Origin of the sequence: Pseudoalteromonas sp. PAB 2.2 (assembly GCF_001938575.1) — a bacterium.
Taxonomy (GTDB): Bacteria; Pseudomonadota; Gammaproteobacteria; order Enterobacterales; family Alteromonadaceae; genus Pseudoalteromonas; species Pseudoalteromonas lipolytica.
This window is the reverse complement of sequence record NZ_LYPI01000024.1, coordinates 41,913-62,301: the sequence shown is the minus strand read 5'-3', so window position 1 is coordinate 62,301 and position 20,389 is coordinate 41,913. Positions and strand designations below refer to the sequence as shown.

25 protein-coding genes and 1 rRNA gene are annotated in these 20,389 nt (G+C 42.8%); 8 read left to right on the top strand and 18 right to left on the bottom strand.

Annotated elements, in window-relative coordinates; translation table 11 throughout:
* Together BWD47_RS18975 and BWD47_RS18970 are read right to left on the bottom strand one after the other, a co-directional pair.
* Positions 1-276: ribosomal RNA gene (locus tag BWD47_RS18975) — 16S ribosomal RNA — on the bottom strand; the annotation flags it as partial.
* 299 nt (positions 277-575) lie between these two features.
* Positions 576-788, bottom strand: a complete 213-nt coding sequence (locus BWD47_RS18970; RefSeq protein ID WP_075594484.1) for a hypothetical protein — start codon at positions 786-788, stop codon at positions 576-578.
* A 78-nt stretch (positions 789-866) separates the two neighbouring features.
* Here BWD47_RS18970 and BWD47_RS18965 point away from each other — a divergent pair, with 78 nt between their 5' ends.
* On the top strand, positions 867-1,400 hold the full coding sequence (locus BWD47_RS18965) for a gamma carbonic anhydrase family protein (RefSeq protein WP_036973645.1): 534 nt from the start codon (positions 867-869) through the stop codon (positions 1,398-1,400).
* Here the strand turns inward: BWD47_RS18965 and BWD47_RS18960 are convergent.
* On the bottom strand, positions 1,397-1,651 hold the full coding sequence (locus tag BWD47_RS18960; protein ID WP_036973646.1) for a DUF1488 domain-containing protein: 255 nt from the start codon (positions 1,649-1,651) through the stop codon (positions 1,397-1,399). The genes BWD47_RS18965 and BWD47_RS18960 overlap by 4 nt on opposite strands.
* Positions 1,648-2,472: a shikimate dehydrogenase gene (gene aroE, locus BWD47_RS18955; protein ID WP_075594483.1), complete on the bottom strand. Its 825-nt coding sequence runs from the start codon at positions 2,470-2,472 to the stop codon at positions 1,648-1,650. The genes BWD47_RS18960 and aroE overlap by 4 nt, the downstream gene beginning before the upstream one ends.
* A 41-nt stretch (positions 2,473-2,513) precedes the next feature.
* On the opposite strand from aroE, the gene BWD47_RS18950 reads away from it, so the two are divergent.
* From BWD47_RS18950 to BWD47_RS18940, 3 genes are all read left to right on the top strand, one after another.
* On the top strand, positions 2,514-2,945 hold the full coding sequence (locus tag BWD47_RS18950) for a group II truncated hemoglobin (protein WP_036973648.1): 432 nt from the start codon (positions 2,514-2,516) through the stop codon (positions 2,943-2,945).
* Positions 2,946-3,029: 84 nt separating this feature from the next.
* Entirely contained in the window at positions 3,030-4,625 is a 1,596-nt protein-coding gene (locus BWD47_RS18945) for a methyl-accepting chemotaxis protein (RefSeq protein WP_075594482.1), read from the top strand.
* A gap of 66 nt (positions 4,626-4,691) precedes the next feature.
* Positions 4,692-5,156, top strand: coding sequence for a hypothetical protein (locus tag BWD47_RS18940; protein WP_074989751.1), 465 nt, complete (start codon positions 4,692-4,694; stop codon positions 5,154-5,156).
* On the opposite strand, the gene hemF is transcribed toward BWD47_RS18940, so the two are convergent.
* The 6 genes from hemF to BWD47_RS18910 all read right to left on the bottom strand — a co-directional run bounded on the left by hemF (position 5,153) and on the right by BWD47_RS18910 (position 10,096).
* Positions 5,153-6,103, bottom strand: a complete 951-nt coding sequence (gene hemF, locus BWD47_RS18935; RefSeq protein WP_074989750.1) for an oxygen-dependent coproporphyrinogen oxidase — start codon at positions 6,101-6,103, stop codon at positions 5,153-5,155. The two genes, BWD47_RS18940 and hemF, sit on opposite strands and share 4 nt — an antisense overlap.
* Positions 6,104-6,105: 2 nt before the next feature.
* On the bottom strand, positions 6,106-6,672 hold the full coding sequence (locus tag BWD47_RS18930; protein ID WP_036973653.1) for an L-threonylcarbamoyladenylate synthase: 567 nt from the start codon (positions 6,670-6,672) through the stop codon (positions 6,106-6,108).
* 35 nt (positions 6,673-6,707) lie between these two features.
* Entirely contained in the window at positions 6,708-7,277 is a 570-nt protein-coding gene (locus BWD47_RS18925; RefSeq protein WP_036973654.1) for a type I DNA topoisomerase, read from the bottom strand.
* A 107-nt stretch (positions 7,278-7,384) separates the two neighbouring features.
* Positions 7,385-7,858, bottom strand: a complete 474-nt coding sequence (locus BWD47_RS18920) for a DUF494 family protein (RefSeq protein ID WP_036973655.1) — start codon at positions 7,856-7,858, stop codon at positions 7,385-7,387.
* On the bottom strand, positions 7,851-8,948 hold the full coding sequence (gene dprA / locus BWD47_RS18915) for a DNA-processing protein DprA (protein ID WP_065978271.1): 1,098 nt from the start codon (positions 8,946-8,948) through the stop codon (positions 7,851-7,853). Before dprA ends, BWD47_RS18920 begins: the two co-directional genes overlap by 8 nt.
* Before the next feature lie 29 nt (positions 8,949-8,977).
* Positions 8,978-10,096 carry a LysM peptidoglycan-binding domain-containing protein gene (locus BWD47_RS18910; RefSeq protein ID WP_036973657.1) on the bottom strand — a complete coding sequence of 373 codons (1,119 nt, stop codon included), beginning with the start codon at positions 10,094-10,096 and terminating at the stop codon, positions 8,978-8,980.
* A 118-nt stretch (positions 10,097-10,214) separates the two neighbouring features.
* Here BWD47_RS18910 and def point away from each other — a divergent pair, with 118 nt between their 5' ends.
* The 4 genes from def to trkA are packed head-to-tail and all read left to right on the top strand — an operon-like array spanning position 10,215 to position 14,366.
* A complete protein-coding gene (def, locus tag BWD47_RS18905) occupies positions 10,215-10,721 on the top strand; it encodes a peptide deformylase (protein ID WP_036973660.1) in 507 nt (168 codons plus the stop codon).
* A 23-nt stretch (positions 10,722-10,744) separates the two neighbouring features.
* The gene (gene fmt / locus BWD47_RS18900; protein WP_075594481.1) at positions 10,745-11,698 is read left to right on the top strand and encodes a methionyl-tRNA formyltransferase; all 954 of its coding nucleotides are present in this window, start codon (positions 10,745-10,747) and stop codon (positions 11,696-11,698) included.
* Positions 11,691-12,980, top strand: a complete 1,290-nt coding sequence (gene rsmB / locus BWD47_RS18895) for a 16S rRNA (cytosine(967)-C(5))-methyltransferase RsmB (RefSeq protein ID WP_036973662.1) — start codon at positions 11,691-11,693, stop codon at positions 12,978-12,980. Before fmt ends, rsmB begins: the two co-directional genes overlap by 8 nt.
* 9 nt (positions 12,981-12,989) lie before the next feature.
* Entirely contained in the window at positions 12,990-14,366 is a 1,377-nt protein-coding gene (trkA, locus tag BWD47_RS18890; RefSeq protein WP_036973666.1) for a Trk system potassium transporter TrkA, read from the top strand.
* 90 nt (positions 14,367-14,456) lie between these two features.
* On the opposite strand, the gene BWD47_RS18885 is transcribed toward trkA, so the two are convergent.
* The 8 genes from BWD47_RS18885 to pepQ all read right to left on the bottom strand — a co-directional run bounded on the left by BWD47_RS18885 (position 14,457) and on the right by pepQ (position 20,315).
* Positions 14,457-14,675 carry an EF-hand domain-containing protein gene (locus BWD47_RS18885; RefSeq protein ID WP_036973668.1) on the bottom strand — a complete coding sequence of 73 codons (219 nt, stop codon included), beginning with the start codon at positions 14,673-14,675 and terminating at the stop codon, positions 14,457-14,459.
* 71 nt (positions 14,676-14,746) lie between these two features.
* Positions 14,747-14,962 (bottom strand): calmodulin, encoded by a 216-nt coding sequence (locus tag BWD47_RS18880; RefSeq protein WP_036973670.1) that lies wholly within the window; start codon positions 14,960-14,962, stop codon positions 14,747-14,749.
* A 146-nt stretch (positions 14,963-15,108) separates the two neighbouring features.
* Entirely contained in the window at positions 15,109-15,321 is a 213-nt protein-coding gene (locus BWD47_RS18875) for a calmodulin (protein WP_036973671.1), read from the bottom strand.
* A 64-nt stretch (positions 15,322-15,385) separates the two neighbouring features.
* A complete protein-coding gene (locus BWD47_RS18870; RefSeq protein WP_036973672.1) occupies positions 15,386-15,598 on the bottom strand; it encodes an EF-hand domain-containing protein in 213 nt (70 codons plus the stop codon).
* Positions 15,599-16,068: 470 nt separating this feature from the next.
* Positions 16,069-16,731, bottom strand: a complete 663-nt coding sequence (locus tag BWD47_RS18865) for a flagellar brake protein (RefSeq protein WP_075594480.1) — start codon at positions 16,729-16,731, stop codon at positions 16,069-16,071.
* Between the two features lie 37 nt (positions 16,732-16,768).
* Positions 16,769-18,220 (bottom strand): TrkH family potassium uptake protein, encoded by a 1,452-nt coding sequence (locus BWD47_RS18860; RefSeq protein ID WP_036973674.1) that lies wholly within the window; start codon positions 18,218-18,220, stop codon positions 16,769-16,771.
* Between the two features lie 97 nt (positions 18,221-18,317).
* Positions 18,318-18,935, bottom strand: coding sequence for a YigZ family protein (locus BWD47_RS18855; RefSeq protein WP_036973675.1), 618 nt, complete (start codon positions 18,933-18,935; stop codon positions 18,318-18,320).
* Between the two features lie 57 nt (positions 18,936-18,992).
* On the bottom strand, positions 18,993-20,315 hold the full coding sequence (pepQ, locus tag BWD47_RS18850; protein ID WP_036973676.1) for a Xaa-Pro dipeptidase: 1,323 nt from the start codon (positions 20,313-20,315) through the stop codon (positions 18,993-18,995).
* Positions 20,316-20,389 lie beyond the last annotated feature (74 nt).

Genomic DNA, 20,389 nt, shown 5'->3' with positions numbered 1-20,389 from the left:
CCTTGGTGAGCCATTACCTCACCAACTAGCTAATCCCACTTGGGCTGATCTTATGGCGCGAGGCCCGAAGGTCCCCCGCTTTGGTCCGAAGACATTATGCGGTATTAGCAGTCGTTTCCAACTGTTGTCCCCCACCATAAGGTACATTCCCAAGCATTACTCACCCGTCCGCCGCTCGTCAGCAGAGTAGCAAGCTACTCTCTGTTACCGCTCGACTTGCATGTGTTAGGCCTGCCGCCAGCGTTCAATCTGAGCCATGATCAAACTCTTCAATTAAAAGTTTTTTCTGTCCTTCCCATTAAGGGAGCGGACATGCTCAATGAATTCTGAATTTATTTAACATCTTTCGATGTTGAATTGACTGTGCTGAAATAAGTAAACTTATTTCTGTTGGTCACTCAGTTCAATTGAGACTCTAAATTTGTTTGTCTTACTACCTAAGTAGCTCGACTGTTAGAACTCAATCTGTACGAGTGCCCACACAGATGATTGTTTTATATTGTTAAAGAACAGTGCGACTTCGTCGCTAGGGATGCGTATAATACATCCTTATTTTTTAGAGTCAACACTTAATTTTAAACTTTCTTTTGAAGATTTAAAACCGAAGTTTTACTTAACTCTCTGTTACGTTGCTTAGCGTCTTTCGTTGCTGCATCCCGTCTCAGTGGGGTCGCATTATAGGGAGATGGATTTTTTACGCAAGCACTTTTTTCAATAAAATTTAAAAAAACGCACTGTTCGCTCAGCTTTTGAGCTAAACGCCCTAAAACTGAGTGTTTAACAATCAACTTTAGCGCCTTTTAGTGAATTTTCTTACTTCACTGTTACACTAGAGCTAGCGCATTTTGACGATTTAAGGTGAATTTATGACTATCCGTTCTTATAAAGGGATCACTCCTACATTTGATAACAGTGTTTATATTGATGAATCATCCGTTTTAGTCGGTGATATCACGCTTGGCAAAGACAGCAGTGTGTGGCCTTTAGTTGCAGCACGTGGTGATGTTAACTATATACGCATCGGTGAGCGTACTAATATTCAAGATGGCAGTGTTCTTCATCTTACCCGAGCAAGTAAGTCAAACCCTGACGGTTATCCACTTATTATTGGTGATGATGTCACTGTTGGACATAAAGTGATGTTACATGGCTGCCAACTAGGCAACCGTATTCTTGTTGGCATGGGTGCCATTGTTATGGATAACGCTATCGTTGAAGACGATGTAATTATTGGTGGAGGCTCATTAGTCCCCCCGAATAAGCGGTTAGAGTCTGGTTACTTATATGTCGGAAGCCCTGTCAAACAGGCTCGCCCTCTCACTGAGCAAGAGCGTGCCTTTTTAACATTATCTGCTGACAATTATGTGCAACTTAAAGATGAATATATAGCAGAGAGTTAAAAGACCTCTGTTAATACTATTTGTCCTGCCGAGTTGTACTGCTCGTCTTCTATTAATTGCTCGGCCAGTTCTTCATAGTCAAAGCGGTGTGTTTCAAAGTAATTGATCGCGCCGCTTTGATCAGCAAAATCATATTTATCCGTGTCGATAACACACTCGACCATCATTCCACTGACTTGTGCATAAAACACAAGCAGTTTGTCTTGTGCCTTGTATTCAACTCTATCTATAAATTGAATCGCTTGGTTCATGCGAGTTCTCCACTTTTTAATGCAGCAACCACGGGCAGTATTTCTGGCATTTTATTACGCCATATATAATAAGCTTGTGCGGCTTGTCCAACCAACATGCCACTGCCATCCAGTGTAATACAGCTAGGATTAACGGCTTTAACCCAGCTTATAAATGCGGTGGCGTGATTGGCGTAAAACATATCGTAGGCACATGAGCAGTGAGCGACATGCTCTTGAGCAATACCGGGTAAGTCACCTGTAACACTGCTCGAAGTAGAATTAATCACGATATCATAGTGTTCATTCGGTATTTCATCTAAAGCGCACCCTTTAACATCTCCTTGCTCTGCAAAAATAGAAGCTAACATATGTGCTTTTTCGGCAGTGCGATTCGCGATGATCAACGTCGCGATACGCTCATTTAAAAGAGGTTGAATTACGCCACGTGCTGCACCGCCGGCACCAATCAACAAAATCCGTTTTGCTTTTAACGTGACATTATTGGCCAGTAAGTCTTTCACTAAACCTATACCGTCAGTGTTGTCGCCAAATAAACGACCATTGTCAAGGCGTTTAATCGTATTTACCGCACCGGCGACTTTCGCTTGTTCACTTAGCTCATCAACCATTGCATACGCTTGCTCTTTAAAAGGCAAAGTAACATTAGCACCTTTGCCACCCGCAGCGAAAAAGCGTGATACGGTTTTTTCAAATGCATCGGTTGGTGCTAAAATGGCGCTGTAATCAATTTGCTCACCTAATGAGGTCGCAAACTGTTTATGTATTGCGGGTGATTTCGAGTGTTTTATTGGATTTCCAAAAACCGCGTATTTATCCATAGTGAAGCAACCTCTTTGCCTTGTAGAGCTTTATTAATATTATGATTAAACGACTTTTTTCTAAATCGAAAGCAGAGCCTGAAACACCCACGCCAGAAAAAACACCTTACGAAATTATTGGTGGTGAAGCCGGTGCTCGTGCCATTGCAAACCGATTCTACGACATAATGGCCTGTGATGAATACGCCAAACCATTATATGATATGCATCCACAACCACTTGATAGAATTCGCCAAGTGTTTTTTGAATTTCTTTCCGGTTGGTTAGGCGGCCCCGATCTCTTCGTAGAGAAATATGGTCATCCGATGCTCAGAAAGCGTCACATGCCATTCCCAATTGATCAAGACCTACGTGATCAATGGATGTATTGTATGAATAAAACGCTGGATATCGAAATCGATAATCCTTTATTGCGTGAAGGGTTAAGACAGTCTCTTTCACAACTTGCCAGCCACATGATCAATCAACATTAATTAGCTAAGCTTGAGCTATATCAATATACGCTTTTTCTAAATAAAGATAATACTCTTTCCTTAGTTTAGTGGAAGCGTCGTCAAGTGAAGTCTATCCAATTTAAAATTTATACATTGCTTGCAATTACTGGTGTGCTGGTCTTATTTGCCAGCATATTTAGCAGTGCTCAGCAGCAACAAGCCCTCGCGCAAGATACCGTTGAAAGTAATATTAAGTTACTAGCCGATAACTACTTTGACTCTATCAATACCATGATGTTAACAGGCACAATGGCAAACAGAGAAATTCTGAGTAATAAATTAAGAAGCCATGAAAACATTGAAGACGCGCACATTATCCGCAGCGCTATTGTTAATAAGCTCTACGGCCCCGGAAATGCGAACCAAGCAGCGAATACTGACGCTGAGCGCGATGCATTAAAAGGCACCGAAGCGCTGTATATCGATAAAAACAACAGCACCATGACCTACTTAAAACCCATGTTTGCAACACGTGATTATAAAGGCACGAACTGTCTAGGGTGCCATCAAGCACAGGAAGGTGATGTTCTTGGGGTGGTAAAAATCAGTTATTCACTGGCTGATATTGAGCATGAAGTGTCACAAAACACCTTGATGAATACTTTATTGTTATCAACCATTTTTATTGCTGCTTTTATGCTACTGGCCATGTTATTCAGAAAGATTTTTATAAAACGATTAAAAGTCATCAGTCATACCATGCATTTAGCAACCACCAATAAAGATTTGAGCCTCAATATTAATGATGACCACAATGACGAGTTAAGTTCATTGGCCACCAGCTTTAACCACATGATTAGCGCCTTTAAAGACAACATTGCGCAAGTGTCGCATTCATCTAAAGTGCTGATCCACTCAGCCGAGAGCATCTATGCTTCGGCCGACGCCACAGAGCAAGCCATATTGCAGCAAAAACAAGGCACAGACTCAGTGGCTGCTGCGATAAATGAACTTGAAAGCTCATCAAGTGAAGTGAAAAATACCACTCACTTTGCGTCTGAAAAATCAGAACACAGTAACCAACTTGCACAGCAAAGCTTAGAAGTAGCGGAACACACCGAGCTGAGTATTAATCAGCTTGCAGCAGATGTAAGAGCAGCCGCAGATCAAGTATCACAATTGCAAGCGCAAACCCTCGATGTTGGTAAAGTTCTTGAAGTGATCAGCAGCATTGCCGAGCAAACCAATTTACTGGCCTTGAATGCAGCCATTGAAGCGGCACGTGCAGGTGAAGCTGGACGAGGCTTTGCGGTTGTTGCTGATGAGGTAAGAACGTTGGCGAATAGAACACACGACTCAACAGACGAAATTCGCCGCACTATTGATAAGTTACAACACGAGGCGGCCCAAACGGTCAATACCATGAATAATTCGAGTGCAGAAGCCGATGAGCGGGCTGTGCAAGTAAAACAAGTGGCAAAAGCACTGCGTGATATCTCAGCACAGATGAGTGAAATAAACCAACTCAACGTGCAAATTGCCGATGCCACAGAGCAGCAAAATTTAGCCGCAGAAGAAATAAACCAAAGTGTTGTCGCGATTAGTGATAATGCCGAACATTCCTTGGTTGATGCCCATGAAAATCAAAAAGTCAGTGAAGAGTTAGTCTCGTTAGCACGCTCTTTAGATGAGCAAGTAAGGCGTTTTAAATTAAGCTAAATTGCGCACTTTATGCACAACTGATAGAGTAGAGAACACTATTTCGCGACAGATATGGACGTTTAAATGAAATATACCCCTACTCTTTTAGTGTGTGCAGGTTTAGTGTGTGCTGGGCTTATTGCCGTTTTGTATGCTTCATTCTCTCGAGACTCACATCCCTTCACTGAAACGGCCTACTCAAACGACCTGCTTTACCACGATGATATTCAGTTTATTGCCAACTCACTGCTTACTTCAGATAAAACAACTAAAAGTGATGATTATGAACAGCTCATTATAAAAGGCTTTGACACATTGATTCAGCACCCTGAATTTTATGAAGTGAAGCTCGACTTTTATGCGTGTGATAACACAAAGTGTCTAACGCAAATCAGTGCTCCCATTAAGACTTCTGAGCATGAGCTGGCTATTTTGAAAAGCGAAATTTTATTTAGCATTTTGGCAGAGCTGCCAAGCAGAAAAAACGTTGTCACCACCGTAGATAATGACAACGCAAAGTTGTTTAGAGTTATTTCAGCACTCGATTAAAGCTGCCACTGACGAGCAATAAGCGCTTCTTCTGTTGTGTTAAGCCATGCTTGTGGGCGTAAATAATATTGATATAGCTTCGCTTCAGGACTATCCACCGCAGGTGCATAGTTATATTCCCAGCGCGCTAATGGTGGCATCGACATCAAAATAGACTCTGTACGCCCGCCGGTTTGTAAACCAAATAAGGTGCCTCGGTCCCACACTAAATTAAATTCGACATAACGGCCGCGGCGATAAAGTTGAAAATCTCGCTGTTGCTCTGTTGTTGGTGTCTCTTTTCGACGCTCAATAATAGGTAAATAAGCGTCTAAGAACCCATTACCAACGGCTTGCATGAAAGCAAAGCTTTGCTCAAAGCCAAGCTCATTTAGGTCATCAAAAAATAAACCACCTACTCCGCGAGTTTCACTGCGGTGCTTTAAGTAGAAATAATCATCACACCAGGTTTTATATTTATCGTAAACACCGTCACCGAACGGCTGACATAAATCATGCGCAACTTGATGCCAATGCTGTACATCTTCAAAAACAGGGTAATAAGGTGTTAAATCAAAACCACCACCAAACCACCAGATAGGCGCTTCCCCGTCTTTTTCAGCAATAAAAAAGCGTACATTAGCGTGACTAGTTGGAATGTGTGGGTTTTTTGGGTGGATCACCAGCGATACACCACACGCATGGAAACTACGACCAGCAAGTTCTGGACGATGAGCCGTCGCTGATGCTGGCATCGAAGCACCAAATACATGCGAGTAGTTGACTCCTCCTTGCTCAATAATATCTCCCCCTTGAATCACCCGCGTACGACCACCGCCGCCTTCTTCGCGCTGCCAATTATCTTCAACAAATGTTGCTTTGCCATCGGCGTTTTCAAGGCCCTTACAAATGCTATCTTGTAGGGCCATTAGGTATGTTTTTACTTGTTGGAGTAGCTCGCTTTGCATGTTTATCCTCTGAATACTTTGCCGGTCATTGCATCTTTAATCACACTAGGTTGACTATTGCCACCGAGTGGCTCATCGACATAAAAATCAACACGATCAGCGAACTCACTTTTAGCGTGCGTAATACTCATCACTGTAGGCTGGCCGGTTAAGTTTGCGCTGGTTGAAACCATTGGTTTACCAAACTGCTGGCAAAGGGCTTTAACAGTTGGATGATTAGTGACACGTACAGCAATACTATCAAACTGGCCTGTTAACCACTTAGGTGTCTCTTTTGCCGCTGGCATGACCCATGTAATTGCACCCGGCCACTGCGAAAAAATATCAGCACGTTTATCCATCGGGATCTTAGCATCATCAACATACTTTAATAACTGACCATAATTATCAGCAATTAAAATTAAGCCTTTTTCAACGGGGCGTTGTTTGATTGCTAGTAGCTTTTCTACAGCAGCTTGATTATCAGGGTCACAGCCAAGACCGAATACTGCTTCGGTTGGGTAAACAATCACACCGCCTTGTTGTAATGCATCAATGGCATTGGCAGGTTGAGCAACAGGATCAGACAAAGAAACTCTCCTAATTTAAGCAAATAACGAGTGTATTAAGATTCTATAAGCTTGTGCATACACGACTTCTGAGGGCATTGTAGCACAACACCCGAGGCCATTTTCTTTTCAGTCATAACAGGCCACTGGCACGCTGGGCATACCTGAGCAACGGGTTTATGGTTCAGTGTGTATTTACATCGAGGGTAGCAGTCACAGGAATAAAAGGTCTTGCCAAATTTATTGCTACGCGCAACCAACTGCCCTTTTTTACACTTAGGGCACGCGGGCAAAGTGGGTGCATCGTCAGCATCTTCATCATGCGCTATGTAGTGACAGTCAGGGTAACCTGTACATCCTATAAACATACCGTAACGACCATTCTTGATCACAAGCGGTCTAGTACACTCGGGACATGCACTGTCTTCGAGTACTTTAATTTGCTGGCTGTCATGATGAGCAAGTGGGCGAATATAGTCGCATTTAGGGTAACTGGCGCACCCTAAAAATGGGCCTGATTTAGAGTGTCGCATAACCAATTCAGAACCACATTTAGGGCAAACCTCATACTCTTTTTCTAACGCATGTTTATCTGCAGAAAAAAGAGAATGGTCGATTTTACTCATAAGATTCCTGTGAGGCTGGCTAATTTTCGCTTAATATACCCAAACTAAGCAAAGATACAAGCAAAGTCGAAAGCGACGAGCCACCATGCTCTGCCAGCGGCAATGCATTAATGAAGCACGTCGGCTGGTTCGTCAAAGATCAGGTCTTCCATTTGCGCATATGCTTGCTCTGAGCCGGGCACATTAAATAGCACCATTAACACCACCCATTTTAAATCTTCTAAATGGATAAATGGTTTATCAAGGGCGCACAATCTATCAATAACCATTTCACGGGTTATTGTATTGATGACACCGATTTGCTCAATAAACATTAAGAAGCCTCGGCATTCTGTGCTCAACATTTGGCATTCGCTATCTGTGTAGATGCGCGTAGCATGTTGTGGCTGCGCATTTAAATAAGGGCACACATCACTTTGTTGCAGATCTGCGAGCTGCTCAAGCCAATCAAGTGCTTTGTAGATTTCAGGTTTGTTAAAACCAGCACGCACCAACTCATCGGTGAGCTCGTTTTCTTCCGTGAAGATTTCAGCTTCGCTATGGATATAGTTTTCAAAAAGATACATGAGGATGTCAAACATATTTATGTCCTCCAAGTCTTATATAACCATCTAGCACTCGTTCGACTTTATCGGCGAGCTCTAGGTCAAGTAACCGAGCTTGTACTTCATCGATTGGTAGTTGGCTGCGTTGAGTTATTACATCCACGCTGGTTACCTCAAACCCTATACTTTTGAACACTGGGCAGTCGAGTTCATCTGCAATAGGCTGTTCTATATTATATAGACTGTTTTCACAAAAAAAGCTCACTTCATCAAGAATGTCACTCACATTTTCAACTAATTTAGCCCCTTGCTTAATTAAAAAATGACTCGCCTCTGAGAGAGGGTTCTTAATTGAACCCGGTACTGCAAACACTTCTTTATTTTGCTCTAAGGCATAACGCACAGTGACTAAAGAGCCGCTTTTTATTTGCGCTTCTACAATTAATACCCCTAATGACAAACCAGAGATAATGCGATTACGACGCGGAAAATTTGTCGCATTGGCAGCGGTTCCTGGCAAAAACTCCGACACCAACAAGCCGCGTTCTGCCACGTGCTTAGTTAATAATTTATGACGTTTAGGGTAGGTAATATCAAGCCCCGTCCCAAGCACTGCAATTGTATTACCACTTCCCGCTAAAGCCCCTTTATGCGCTGATCCATCAATCCCCAGCGCCATACCCGACGTTATCGTCATACCGAGTAATGACAACTGATGCGCAAACTCAGCAGCAATCTCTGACCCCGTAGGGGTTGCATTGCGACTGCCCACTATTGCTATTTGTGGCGACGTTAATAATGCAACGTTACCCAAACAAAATAACAGTAAAGGCGCACTGGCAATGTGTTTCAATAAAGGCGGATAGCAATCATCAAAGTAACAAATTACGGTTAATTGCTGTTGCTTAATAAGGGTTTGGTAATGTTCAACCTGATGCCAATCGGTATTGGTGAGGTTATTAGCTTGGCTTTGTGTTAAGCCTAAACTCTGCAATTGTGCGTTAGTCAGAGCGAAGAGTTCACTCAGTTCGTGTTTTTGGCTTAGCGCTATAAGGGTTTTAACCCCTATCCCTTTACATAAATAAAAGGCAAGCCAGTGAGCTAGCTTGCCTGAATACTGTTCCATGCTCCCTCCTTAGAGCGTCCTCAGAGGAGTTAGTTTATGACGGCATAATCTCCAACTCTAATAGGATGCTGATTTTTTACAATCAGTGCATAACTGACGGTATCGTAAACCTTAAATACCATTAGCTCACCGACTTTCTCCTTTGGCATATGCCATACTTTACTGTCTTCGTCCGCCTCTACACCTAAAAAGTCATTCGTATCAGTGATTAACTTTTCAAGGCTGGTTGAATCTTCGCGATAGCGCGGACCATTTGCGCCATCAAACACTTCTGGAGACTGACGTTGAATATCAAGTACAAAACCAGGTTTAACTTGGTCTGACCCTAAATTTAGCACAACAATATCCATTGTACTAAATTCACGAAGTTCAGTGGCAGACGAAATAATTGTGCCATTCATTGTGGTATCAGGGCGTTTCATTGTGAAGTATGCCGGCAGCAATTGACCATCCATTGCTGGCATCAAGAAATCATTTGGTCTAATTTCTTGTTTAATCAACTCAATTTTCACTGAAGCCGGGATCCCATTAGCAACATCACCGCTTCTAAATGCACGCACAATGGCGACCAACTCTGCTTTATTAGCCAACACTTCTTGTGAAGTCGGGTCAATTAACTCAGAGCCTTTACGATATACTGCATACGCTTCATTTAGGTTTAAGTCCCCTTTTACGTACAGAATATGATCCATCGTGTTCATTTTAGTATTAACGCTGGCACCTAAGATATACGGTTTTTCAGCAATCACATCCGCGCTAATAGCCTGCTCATAACTTAAGTAAGGACGCAATAATTCCAGGGGTAAAGTCGGTACGGCCTGCTTACCTTTCGGAGTTATTCGCCCTTCAGGAGACAGCTTTTTATAGCGCGCATTCTTCACGAGACGCGGATTTCCATCTTTATCGTAGATTAAAGTGAGCGCATCACCGGGGTAGATTAAATGTGGATTAGCAATTTGCGGATTCATTTGCCATAAATCAGGCCACTGCCATGGTTCATTGAGATACACGCCAGAAATGTCCCAAAGCGTATCACCCTTTTTCACAACATATTGTTTTGGAGCATCTTTTTTTATTGTTAACACATCAGCAGATGCTGTAAAAGCGCAGCTAATGGCTAACATAGCCGCAACTAATGGATGTCTCATTTGGCTTCCTTGTGTTGTTTTTAGATTATTATCAACCAAAACCTGTTAAAGGTGAACACGAATGGCTAAAATAAGAGCATACAATACCCTAAATGAATCACAAGTGTAAAAGGTAACTATGGCTAGGTTAGAAGTTTTAAGATTTCCGGATGAGCGTTTACGTACAATCGCGAAAGAAGTACCAGAAGTAAACGACGAAGTTCGTCAAATCGTCAAAGATATGCTTGAAACGATGTATGACGAAAACGGTATCGGCTTAGCAGCTACGCAAGTAGATATCCACCAGCGAATCGTGGTCATCGATGTCTCTGAAGAACGTGACCAACCACTGGTATTAATTAATCCAGAAATAACTCAAAAAGATGGCTCAACAGTGAGCGAAGAAGGTTGTTTATCTGTTCCTTATTCATATGCGAAAGTTGACCGTGCAGAAACAGTCACTGTTAAAGCGCTTAACGAACATGGCGAAGCATTCAGTTTAGATGCTGATGAATTACTGGCTATTTGTATTCAGCATGAGCTTGATCATCTTAAAGGCACCCTGTTTATTGATTATTTATCGCCATTAAAGCGCCAACGTATCCGTAAAAAGCTTGAAAAAGAAGCAAAGCTCGCTGCTAAATAATAAGTTTATCGATAGGAATTTCTGTGACACAACCATTACGCATTATTTTTGCTGGTACGCCAGACTTTGCTGCGCGCCATTTACAAGCACTGATTGATTCAGAGCATGACATTGTTGGCGTGTACAGCCAACCAGACCGCCCTGCGGGTCGCGGTAAAAAACTAAAAGCAAGCGAAGTAAAAGAGCTGGCTGTTGCTCATAATTTGCCCGTTTTTCAACCTGAGTCTCTTAAGTCAGATGAGGCGCTCGCTGAGCTACAAACCCTTAACGCCGACATCATGATTGTGGTCGCGTATGGCTTATTGCTACCTAAAGCAGTTTTAGAGACACCTCGCCTTGGTTGCTTAAATGTTCATGGTTCGATTTTACCGCGTTGGCGCGGTGCAGCACCGATTCAACGTGCAATTTGGGCTGGCGACAATGAAACCGGCGTAACCATAATGCAGATGGATGAAGGCTTAGATACCGGCGATATGCTCCATATTAGTCGCTGTCCAATCGATAGCGCAGAAACCAGCAGTTCACTTTACGACAAGCTTGCGGCACTTGGACCTGATGCGCTCATTAGTACGATAAACCGCCTTGCTGCCGGTGAGATAGTACCTGAAAAACAAGATGACAATCTTGCCAATTATGCGAAAAAGCTCTCTAAAGACGAAGCAAACATTGATTGGACCCAGGACGCAGCACAAATTGAGCGTAATATTCGCGCCTTTAATCCATGGCCTGTTTGCTTTACCCAAATGGCAGGTCAAACGGTAAAGATTTGGCAGGCTGAAATCGTCTCTCACACCGCTGAAGCAGGTAAAATTATCGCCGCTGATAAGCAAGGTATTACCGTTGCCTGCGGTCAAGATGCACTTAAGATCACCCTACTTCAACCGCAAGGCAAAAAACCAATGGCAGTGAGCGATTTTTTAAATGGCCGCAGCGACTGGGTTGAACCTGGCTCAGTATTAGGGCAAAACAATGAGTAATGTTAGAGCACTTGCTGCTGAAACTCTGTATAACGTGGTTGATAAAGGTGCATCGTTAAACCAAGAATTGCCCTTTGCAAGCCAAGGTTTATCGCCAAAAGATAAAGCCTTACTACAACAAATTTGCTACGGTGTGCTGCGTTATTTACCTAGCCTCGAAAATTACTGTCAGCAACTTTTAGATCAACCGCTAAAAGGCAAGCGCCGTATTTTTCAGTTCTTGCTGTATGTGGGCATTTACCAACTTCAGCATATGCGTGTTCCACCGCATGCCGCTATCAGTGAAACCGTTAATGCATTACAACAAATGCGTGCGCTAGGTTTAAAAGGCTTAATCAACGCTATTTTACGAAGTTTCCAACGTGAACAAGCCGAGCTTGAAGAAAAAGCCAAGCAAATCCCTGTTTGCCAATACAACCACCCAGGGTGGTTTATTAAGCACGTTACAGCAGCCTACCCTGATAACTGGCAAGATATTCTTGAAGCAAACCAACAACAAGCTCCAATGTGGTTACGTGTAAATCAAGCACAATATAGCACGCAAGAATACAGCGACATGCTCAAAGCAAATGACATTGAACACAGCCTCAATGCTGATTTTCCAGATGGTATTAAACTTGCCAAGCCATGCGATGTATTTTCTTTACCTGAGTTTGAAACAGGTGCATGCTCTGTTCAAGATGCGGCGGCGCAGTTAGCAGCACGTTTTTTAGATCCACAAGATGATGAGCTGATTCTTGATGCCTGTGCAGCGCCAGGCGGTAAAACCTGCCATATTTTGGAGCTTGCTGATGCCGATGTATTAGCACTAGATAGCGACAGTGAACGCTTAGAGCGTGTAAAGCAAAATTTAGTACGTATTGGCCTTGCCGCTGATTTGCAGTGTGCCGATGCATCACAGCCGCATATTTGGTGGGACGAAAAGCAGTTCGATCGAATTTTACTTGATGTGCCTTGTTCTGCCACCGGTGTTATTCGTCGCCACCCTGATATTAAATGGTTGCGTAGAGCATCAGATATTGAAGACCTTGCACACTTACAAGGTGATATTCTCAACAGTATCTGGCCTCTGCTTAAACCGGGTGGTACGTTAGTGTATGCAACCTGCTCAGTGTTACCACAAGAAAATCAGCAACAAGTTGCCACGTTTCTTGCTAACAACAGCAATGCAGAGCATATACCACTGCATGAAAACGATACTCCAACGTTACCTGGCTTGCAATTGCTACCGGGTGAGAGCGATGGTTTCTACTATGCAAAGCTAGTTAAAAAACATTCATAAGAATACACCATGAAAATAATCATACTCGGTGCCGGACAAGTCGGCGGCACATTAGCAGAAAACCTCGTTGGTGAGCAAAACGAGATCACAGTGGTTGATATCGACGGTAACCGCTTACGCGAGCTGCAAGATAAGTACGATCTACAGGGGGTTACTGGTCACAGTGCTCACCCAGATGTACTGCGTCGCGCAGGCGCAGAAGACGCCGATATGATTATTGCGGTAACCAGTTCTGATGAAGTGAACATGGTTGCCTGCCAAGTCGCCTACAGTATTTTTAATACGCCCACCAAAATTGCGCGTATTCGCTCAGAGCAATACTTAAAGTACCGCGAAAAGCTGTTCCATAATGACGACTTACCGGTTGATCACTACATTGCTCCAGAAGCCTTAGTGACTAAGTATATTCGTCGATTAATAGACTATCCGGGTGCTTTACAAGTGCTGCAGTTCGCTGATGGTATGTTATCACTGGTTGCAGTAAAAGCTTACTATGGTGGCTTATTAGTTGGGTATGCGCTGTCGGCATTGAAAGAACATATTCCCAATGTAGAAACCCGTGTAGCAGCAATTTACCGACAAGGTAAAGCAATTAAACCACTCGGCACAACCGTGATTGAGGCTGACGATGAAGTGTTCTTTATCGCCGCAACAAAACACATTCGAGCGGTCATGAATGAGCTGCAAAAACTTGAACGCTCATACAAGAAAATCATGATTGCAGGTGGGGGTAATATTGGTGCAGGTTTGGCGCGCTCACTAGAAAAAAATCACAGTGTTAAACTTCTTGAGCGTAATAAAGAACGTGCGGCACAGCTCTCTGAGTTACTCGACAATACCGTTGTGTTCTGTGGTGACGCCTCTGATCAAGAACTGCTCTCAGAAGAGCACATTGAACAAGTTGATGTGTTCATTGCTGTTACAAACGACGACGAAGCAAACATTATGTCGGCCATGCTTGCTAAACGCATGGGCGCACAAAAAACCATGGTGCTGATCCAACGCGGCGCCTATGTTGACCTCGTTCAAGGCGGTGAAATAGATATTGCCATTTCACCACAACAAGCGACTATCTCAGCTCTGTTAACGCATGTTCGCCGCGGTGATATCGTTAACGTTTATTCATTACGTAAAGGCGCGGCTGAAGCAATTGAAGCCGTAGCCCATGGCGATGAACATACATCGAAAGTTGTTGGCCGCGCGATTGCCGATATCAAGCTACCCGCAGGCACCACTATTGGTGCAATTGTGCGTAATGACGATGTACTCATTGCTCATGATGATACGGTGATTCAGTCGGGTGACCATGTGATCATGTTCCTAATCGACAAGAAACACATCACGGTTGTTGAAAAGCTGTTCCAAGTCAGTGCTATTTTCTTATAGACCAAAAACATGAAAATAAAAAAGCAGCCATGACGGCTGCTTTACGACTCTTGAAGTGAAAGTAGTTAACCAGAGTCTCTGGTTACGAACCTATTGAATCTGTGCGAACTCTTCTTTTGAAAGCTCTCCGTTACCATCGCTATCAAGCTCAGGAAATAGTTTTTCAAGCTGCATATTTACTGATGCTTCTTCTTTGCTGATCACGCCATCGCCGTTGGTATCAAATGTAGAAAAACTGACGCCTTGAGCAAACGCTGCTGATGACGTTGCTAATGCTAAAATAGCCAATGTTGTGTTGATGTGTTTCATAATAACTGCCTCAAAATTTGAAAAGAGTGAAGTCCGTTTCTGAGATCCCTGTTTAGTGGAAATTGGCTTTGTTACTCGGCCGCTGAAAATTCTGTTTCAGTCAGTACGCCATCACCATCGACATCCAGTGTTTTAAATTGTGACATGATTTTTGCGTCGACTGATGCTTCACTTTTGCTTATCACGCCATCGCCATCTACATCCAATGTATCAAAGTCAGTGGCAGCAAAAACAGCTGAAGAAGATGCAAGTGCAATTAGGGCTAGTGTTTTATTTACTGTCTTCATAATCATATTCCTTCAATATTTAACTAAAAAAGTGTTAGCTGATCACACGCTCCTGGTTGTTCTTTGTCATGGATTCCCTTATCCATTTAGGCTGTCTTTGGCAGCTCAGAACTAATCAGCTAGATAACTTGGCTTGCTTAATTTCATTAAGCTTTTGAAAATTCTTGTTTTGATAACTCACCGTTACCGTCAGTGTCTAATTCGCTAAACTTACTCATTAGCTCTGCATCGACGGATGCTTCGCTTTGGCTAATAACGCCATTGCCATCAACGTCTAGCGTTTCGAAATCGCTCATCGCAAATGCGGCTGATGAAGAGATAAGTGCCACAAGGGCTAATGTTTTATTTACTGTGTTCATAATGTAATCCTTCAAATAGTAGCTTTAAGTAAGAAGTCCTTTTCAATGTGTCCTTACACTGAAATTATGCTTTCGCGAACTCTTCTTTTGATAGTTCGCCATTACCGTCGGTATCAAGCTCTTTAAACTGGCTCATTAACGGTGAGCTTACAGATGCTTCGCTTTTACTGATTGCTCCATCGCCATCGACATCTAGCGTTTCAAAATCCACCGCTGCAAATGCAGTTGATGAAGCGACAAGGGCGATAAGTGCACATGTTTTGTGTAACGTTTTCATAATCACTATTCCTTCAATGTTGTCTAAACTGCGATAGAGGACTAATTCCTAAATCAACTTTCTCTGTGTTCGCTTTAACTATTTCAACTTCAATGCCAAAGTTTAAAAAACGCCATAAATCATGAGGTTAAATTTATTTTTTAGTAAATTAGGGGAAAACTGGCTGTTATTTTGTTGCTTTTTAGCAACAAGCAATGAGGTGAGAAAATTTTTTGTCTATTAATCAATAAGTTAAAAAAGCAAAAACAGAGACATCTGCCGTTTTTTGTCACTAAAACAGAGAAAATATTGCGTGTGGGGGCTAAACCGTAGATGAATGGCAACACGCCTCAAAAAAAATAAAAATATTTTTAACGCTTAATCATCTGATTTAAATAGGTTTTATATATTTATATCGATTATTTTTGATTAATTTTTAGAGAAAAAGTGAAAAACAGTCATTTTGTTGCAAAATGGCGAATCAATGCTCGTTAACTCGTTATCTCTAATACCGAAAGGTCTATGAGGTGCTCTTTCATAAAGACGTTCATTTCATTTTCACTGGTATTGAGCTGCACACCCAACTGATAGCCCGACTCTCGTTTGCGGACTCTGCATACCTTGCCTGTAAATTCACGTTTACTGAGCACCACCTGACACGCTTGTGCTTTCAAATGACTAAGGTCGGCCTCGCTGTTAATCTCAAATTGCACACCGGCAAGTGAAATGTCTTTAATTACGCCTTCATATACCTGTTCATCTATAACAAGCTTGGCGGGAAACAAGGTGGGGATCCGCGCTTCGCTGCGCAAGCTAAAGAGTTGTACTTGTTGGGGAAAATGTAAAAATATCAATCGACAAGGGTGTGAAGCAACGGCTTTTATCTGCTGACGAAATGCAATAACCTGCCCACCCCCGCTTTCTAAAACAGCCCGAACAATCACCATAACCCCCTCTTTGATAAAGTCACCCGCATTCGGCAAACGTTTTGCAGGGGGATAGTTAAGTATGATGTACTGCTCGTTAAGTAAACCAATAAATTCAATTTTGACACGCTTACTTTCTGTCGCAGTTATTATTTCAACATCGACCACACTCCCTGCGGGTATATAGGTTAGTTTTTCTAAATTAAGTTGCTGCTGCGTTTTTGGCATTGTTTCTCTACTCCTTGAAAAATAACCAAATAAAACCTTAACCGCGCCAGAATGTTGGGGTAAATAAAACTAATAAAGTGAATATTTCAAGACGACCAAACACCATCGCAATTGTTAACAACCACTTTGCCGTATCAGATATCGCGCCATAATGCGCCGCGACTTCACCCAAACCTGGGCCTAAGTTGTTTAAACACGCCGCCGTCGCTGAAAAAGCACTTATATTGTCCATGCCTGTGCCCATTAAGGCCAGCATGATAATAACAAAAACCAGTGCATAAGCAGAAAAGAACCCCCAAACGGCTTCGACCACTTTATCGGGGAGCGCTTTACGACCGAGCTTTATAGAGTATATAGCCCGCGGGTGAACTAAGCGGTTTAATTCACGTATCCCTTGCAAGTACAGAAGGAAAACCCTTACAACTTTCATACCGCCGCCCGTCGAGCCCGCACAGCCGCCGATAAAGCTCGAAAAAATAAGTAAGATAGGTAAGAACAATGGCCAAGCAGAAAAATTATCTGTCGCAAAGCCCGCGGTAGTACTCATAGAGACAGCTTGAAACATTGCTTGATCGAGCGTTTCATCACCATCTGCATAAATATTATTAGAAGAGAGTACCGTAAAACAAATAATCACTAGCGCTAACTGAATAAGTAAAAACACTTTAAATTCAGGGTCGCGCAAGTAAACACGAATACTGCGCGAGGAGACCGCAGCGTAGTGCAACGAAAAGTTAATCGCCGCAATCAGCAAAAACACCACACAAATAAAGTTTATTAATGGGCTGTCAAATTGCCCCATAGACGCATCGTATGTAGAGAATCCCCCAATTGCGATGGTTGAGAAAGCATGACAAATCGCATCAAACCAATCCATACCCGCTCCCCAATAGGCAAGCGTACATGCGATGGTCAGCGACACATAAATGTACCAAAGGTGTTTGGCGGTATCGGCAATCCGCGGGGTCATTTTCGAGTCTTTAACAGGCCCTGGAGTTTCAGCACGGTATAACTGCATACCACCAACACCTAGCATCGGTAATACAGCGACGGCCAATACAATGATCCCCATACCACCTAGCCACTGCAGTTGTTGACGATAAAAAAGCACTGATTTGGGTAAGTATTCAATCCCCGTTAAAACGGTTGCTCCTGTGGTAGTCAGCCCCGAGAAGGCCTCAAATACCGAGTCAGCGAGAGATAGGTTTGGTTCCTGTAAGAACACTAAAGGCACAGCGGCAAAGCTGCCAAGTACCAGCCAGAACAACACCACAATTAAAAAGCCTTCGCGGGCTTTTAAATCACCATGCTCATGACGGTTTGGGTAATATGCAGCTAAACCAATAACAACGCTAAAAATAAACGCAAGAACGAACGGCACACCCCCACCGTCTTTATAAATTAAAGACACCAGTGCCGGTGGGACCATCGTGATACTAAATAACGCCACCAGCTGGCCGAGAATTTTTATTATGGTACGAAATTGCATCTAGGCGTATCGCTTTCTTATTAAATGATTTAGCTAATACAGTTTATTGTCTTACAGGCTTAATTGTAAGTAAACGCTATGTATTTATTTTCCTTACTCATCCTTTTCCCATTTTTAGCTCAACGGCGCCATGAGTAAGTTCGTGTACATCAGTGATTGCCTGCTCTGCTTGGCGGCTATCAATGGTAATGTGCCAAGTAATGTTCTCGGCAAATTGCTTGTCTATTTTTAACACCTGATATTGGCTTTTTAATAACTGCTCGATTGCACCTTGTGCGCTATAGTCACTTTGCCCTATAAGTTCAACACTCGGTACTTTAGTCACAGTTTTTAGCTCGCGCATAGCGTTATTTAAACTGCCACCGTATGCACGCACAAGTCCCCCCGTACCAAGCTTAATTCCCCCAAAGTAGCGTGTTACTACCGCAGTAATTTCACCGATACCTGAACCTGTCAGCACATTAAGCATGGGTTTGCCCGCCGTACCATTGGGCTCACCATCATCCGAAAAGCCATAAACATGACTCCCGCCAGGGTTTCCTGCAACATGTGCCCAGCAGTTATGACGCGCGTCACTGTATTTATCTTGTATTTCTTTAATAAACGCTTTTGCACACGCGAGGTCTGGAGTATGCGCAATGTGCACTATAAATGTACTTTTCTTTATTTCTTCTTGATAAAAAACCGGTTCGGCCGGGTATTGATATTCAGGCATATTGTTTTATCTAAAAAAATGGGGCCATGTGGCCCCTATACTCTATTTTGCTCGCCGTTAATCTAAGTGTAGATCACGGGTCATATTTTCGAGACTGTCTTCATGAACGATAATATTATCTTCAATTCGGATACCGCCAAATGGCTTAAATTCTTCAACTTTTTCCCAGTTAATAAACTGTTTATTATCGGTTTGAGCAAGGTCGCCCAATAATGAATCGATGAAGTATAAACCAGGCTCAATCGTAAATACTTGGTTCTTCTCAATTAAACGTGTGCAACGAAGGAATGGATGACCTTCAGGCGGAGCTTGGTGCGTCCCTGATTCGTCAGCCATAAAACCACCCATATCATGAACTTGTAAGCCAAGGTGATGACCCAATCCGTGAGGGAAAAACGTTGAAGTAATACCGCGTTCAACAATGTCAGCAGCTGGTAATTTTACAATATTAAAATCACTCAGTACTTGTGCGACACGTTGGTGACACTCTAAATGTAACTCGCCGTATAAGAGACCGGGTTTCAATGCCTTACCTAAGGCAATTTGATGCTCAGTCATAACCTGAATGAGATCGCTAAACTCACCTGACTTTTTAAAATCATAGGTACGAGTAATATCCGCAGCATAGCCGTTAAAGTTTGCACCTGCATCAATTAAAAATGAGTGATGTGTATGAGGCGCAGTTGGCTCGAAATGCGTGTAATGTAAAATGGCGCAATTTTCATTCAGTGCAACGATATTTCCGTAAGGCATCTCGTTTTCACTTTGGCGTGTAGCCATTAGATAAGCGTGCTGAATATCAAACTCAGAACCACCATTAAAGAACGTATCACGCGCCGCTTTATGACCCTCTACAGCGATACGGTTCGCTTGGCGAAGACACTCAAGTTCGTACTGCGTTTTATAAGCTCGATGGAAATGTAAGTAGTTCATCACTGGCTCAGGATTCATAATGCTGAAACCCAGCGCTTGTGCGACCTCTAAGTACTCACCGATATATGCATAATTTGCTTTATCATAAGGGAGTAGTTTTTCAACCTGATCAGGTTGTACTAAAAGCTCAATATCAAAATACTCAGCCCAAAAATCACGCGGCTCATCAGGCACTTTATGCCAAAAATCCACTGGACGATAAAAAATTAGCTTCGGCTTAGATGCACCGTCGACGACAATCCAACAATGCGGATTATCAATTACAGGTAACCAAGCTTTAAATTGCGGATTCACTTTAAACGGATAATACATGTCATCTAAGAACTGACGCTTAGCTTGGCCTGAGTGAATTACGAGCCCTTCTAAACCCTCACGTTCAGTAATAGTACGAGTACGCTGTTGCAAGGTTGCAATATGTTCGGCATATAACACCGCTAATTTATCCATAGTAAACCCATCTCTAGTAAATTTAACTTACTTGCAGTCTATCATAGTCGGCCATAACCCCCAACTGAGGGGGA

What these genes read in the sequence shown, in the direction of transcription:
- rsmB (WP_036973662.1), top strand. Translation starts at nt 11,691, where the DNA reads ATGAGTAATGTTAGAGCACTTGCTGCTGAAACTCTGTATAACGTGGTT.
- BWD47_RS18950 (WP_036973648.1), top strand. Translation starts at nt 2,514, where the DNA reads ATGATTAAACGACTTTTTTCTAAATCGAAAGCAGAGCCTGAAACACCC.
- BWD47_RS18910 (WP_036973657.1), bottom strand. Translation starts at nt 10,096, where the DNA reads ATGAGACATCCATTAGTTGCGGCTATGTTAGCCATTAGCTGCGCTTTT.
- BWD47_RS18920 (WP_036973655.1), bottom strand. Translation starts at nt 7,858, where the DNA reads ATGTTTGACATCCTCATGTATCTTTTTGAAAACTATATCCATAGCGAA.
- BWD47_RS18880 (WP_036973670.1), bottom strand. Translation starts at nt 14,962, where the DNA reads ATGAAGACAGTAAATAAAACACTAGCCCTAATTGCACTTGCATCTTCT.
- dprA (WP_065978271.1), bottom strand. Translation starts at nt 8,948, where the DNA reads ATGGAACAGTATTCAGGCAAGCTAGCTCACTGGCTTGCCTTTTATTTA.
- BWD47_RS18965 (WP_036973645.1), top strand. Translation starts at nt 867, where the DNA reads ATGACTATCCGTTCTTATAAAGGGATCACTCCTACATTTGATAACAGT.
- BWD47_RS18960 (WP_036973646.1), bottom strand. Translation starts at nt 1,651, where the DNA reads ATGAACCAAGCGATTCAATTTATAGATAGAGTTGAATACAAGGCACAA.
- trkA (WP_036973666.1), top strand. Translation starts at nt 12,990, where the DNA reads ATGAAAATAATCATACTCGGTGCCGGACAAGTCGGCGGCACATTAGCA.
- hemF (WP_074989750.1), bottom strand. Translation starts at nt 6,103, where the DNA reads ATGCAAAGCGAGCTACTCCAACAAGTAAAAACATACCTAATGGCCCTA.
- BWD47_RS18860 (WP_036973674.1), bottom strand. Translation starts at nt 18,220, where the DNA reads ATGCAATTTCGTACCATAATAAAAATTCTCGGCCAGCTGGTGGCGTTA.
- pepQ (WP_036973676.1), bottom strand. Translation starts at nt 20,315, where the DNA reads ATGGATAAATTAGCGGTGTTATATGCCGAACATATTGCAACCTTGCAA.
- BWD47_RS18885 (WP_036973668.1), bottom strand. Translation starts at nt 14,675, where the DNA reads ATGAAACACATCAACACAACATTGGCTATTTTAGCATTAGCAACGTCA.
- BWD47_RS18940 (WP_074989751.1), top strand. Translation starts at nt 4,692, where the DNA reads ATGAAATATACCCCTACTCTTTTAGTGTGTGCAGGTTTAGTGTGTGCT.
- def (WP_036973660.1), top strand. Translation starts at nt 10,215, where the DNA reads ATGGCTAGGTTAGAAGTTTTAAGATTTCCGGATGAGCGTTTACGTACA.
- BWD47_RS18925 (WP_036973654.1), bottom strand. Translation starts at nt 7,277, where the DNA reads ATGAGTAAAATCGACCATTCTCTTTTTTCTGCAGATAAACATGCGTTA.
- aroE (WP_075594483.1), bottom strand. Translation starts at nt 2,472, where the DNA reads ATGGATAAATACGCGGTTTTTGGAAATCCAATAAAACACTCGAAATCA.
- BWD47_RS18870 (WP_036973672.1), bottom strand. Translation starts at nt 15,598, where the DNA reads ATGAAAACGTTACACAAAACATGTGCACTTATCGCCCTTGTCGCTTCA.
- BWD47_RS18875 (WP_036973671.1), bottom strand. Translation starts at nt 15,321, where the DNA reads ATGAACACAGTAAATAAAACATTAGCCCTTGTGGCACTTATCTCTTCA.
- BWD47_RS18865 (WP_075594480.1), bottom strand. Translation starts at nt 16,731, where the DNA reads ATGCCAAAAACGCAGCAGCAACTTAATTTAGAAAAACTAACCTATATA.
- BWD47_RS18855 (WP_036973675.1), bottom strand. Translation starts at nt 18,935, where the DNA reads ATGCCTGAATATCAATACCCGGCCGAACCGGTTTTTTATCAAGAAGAA.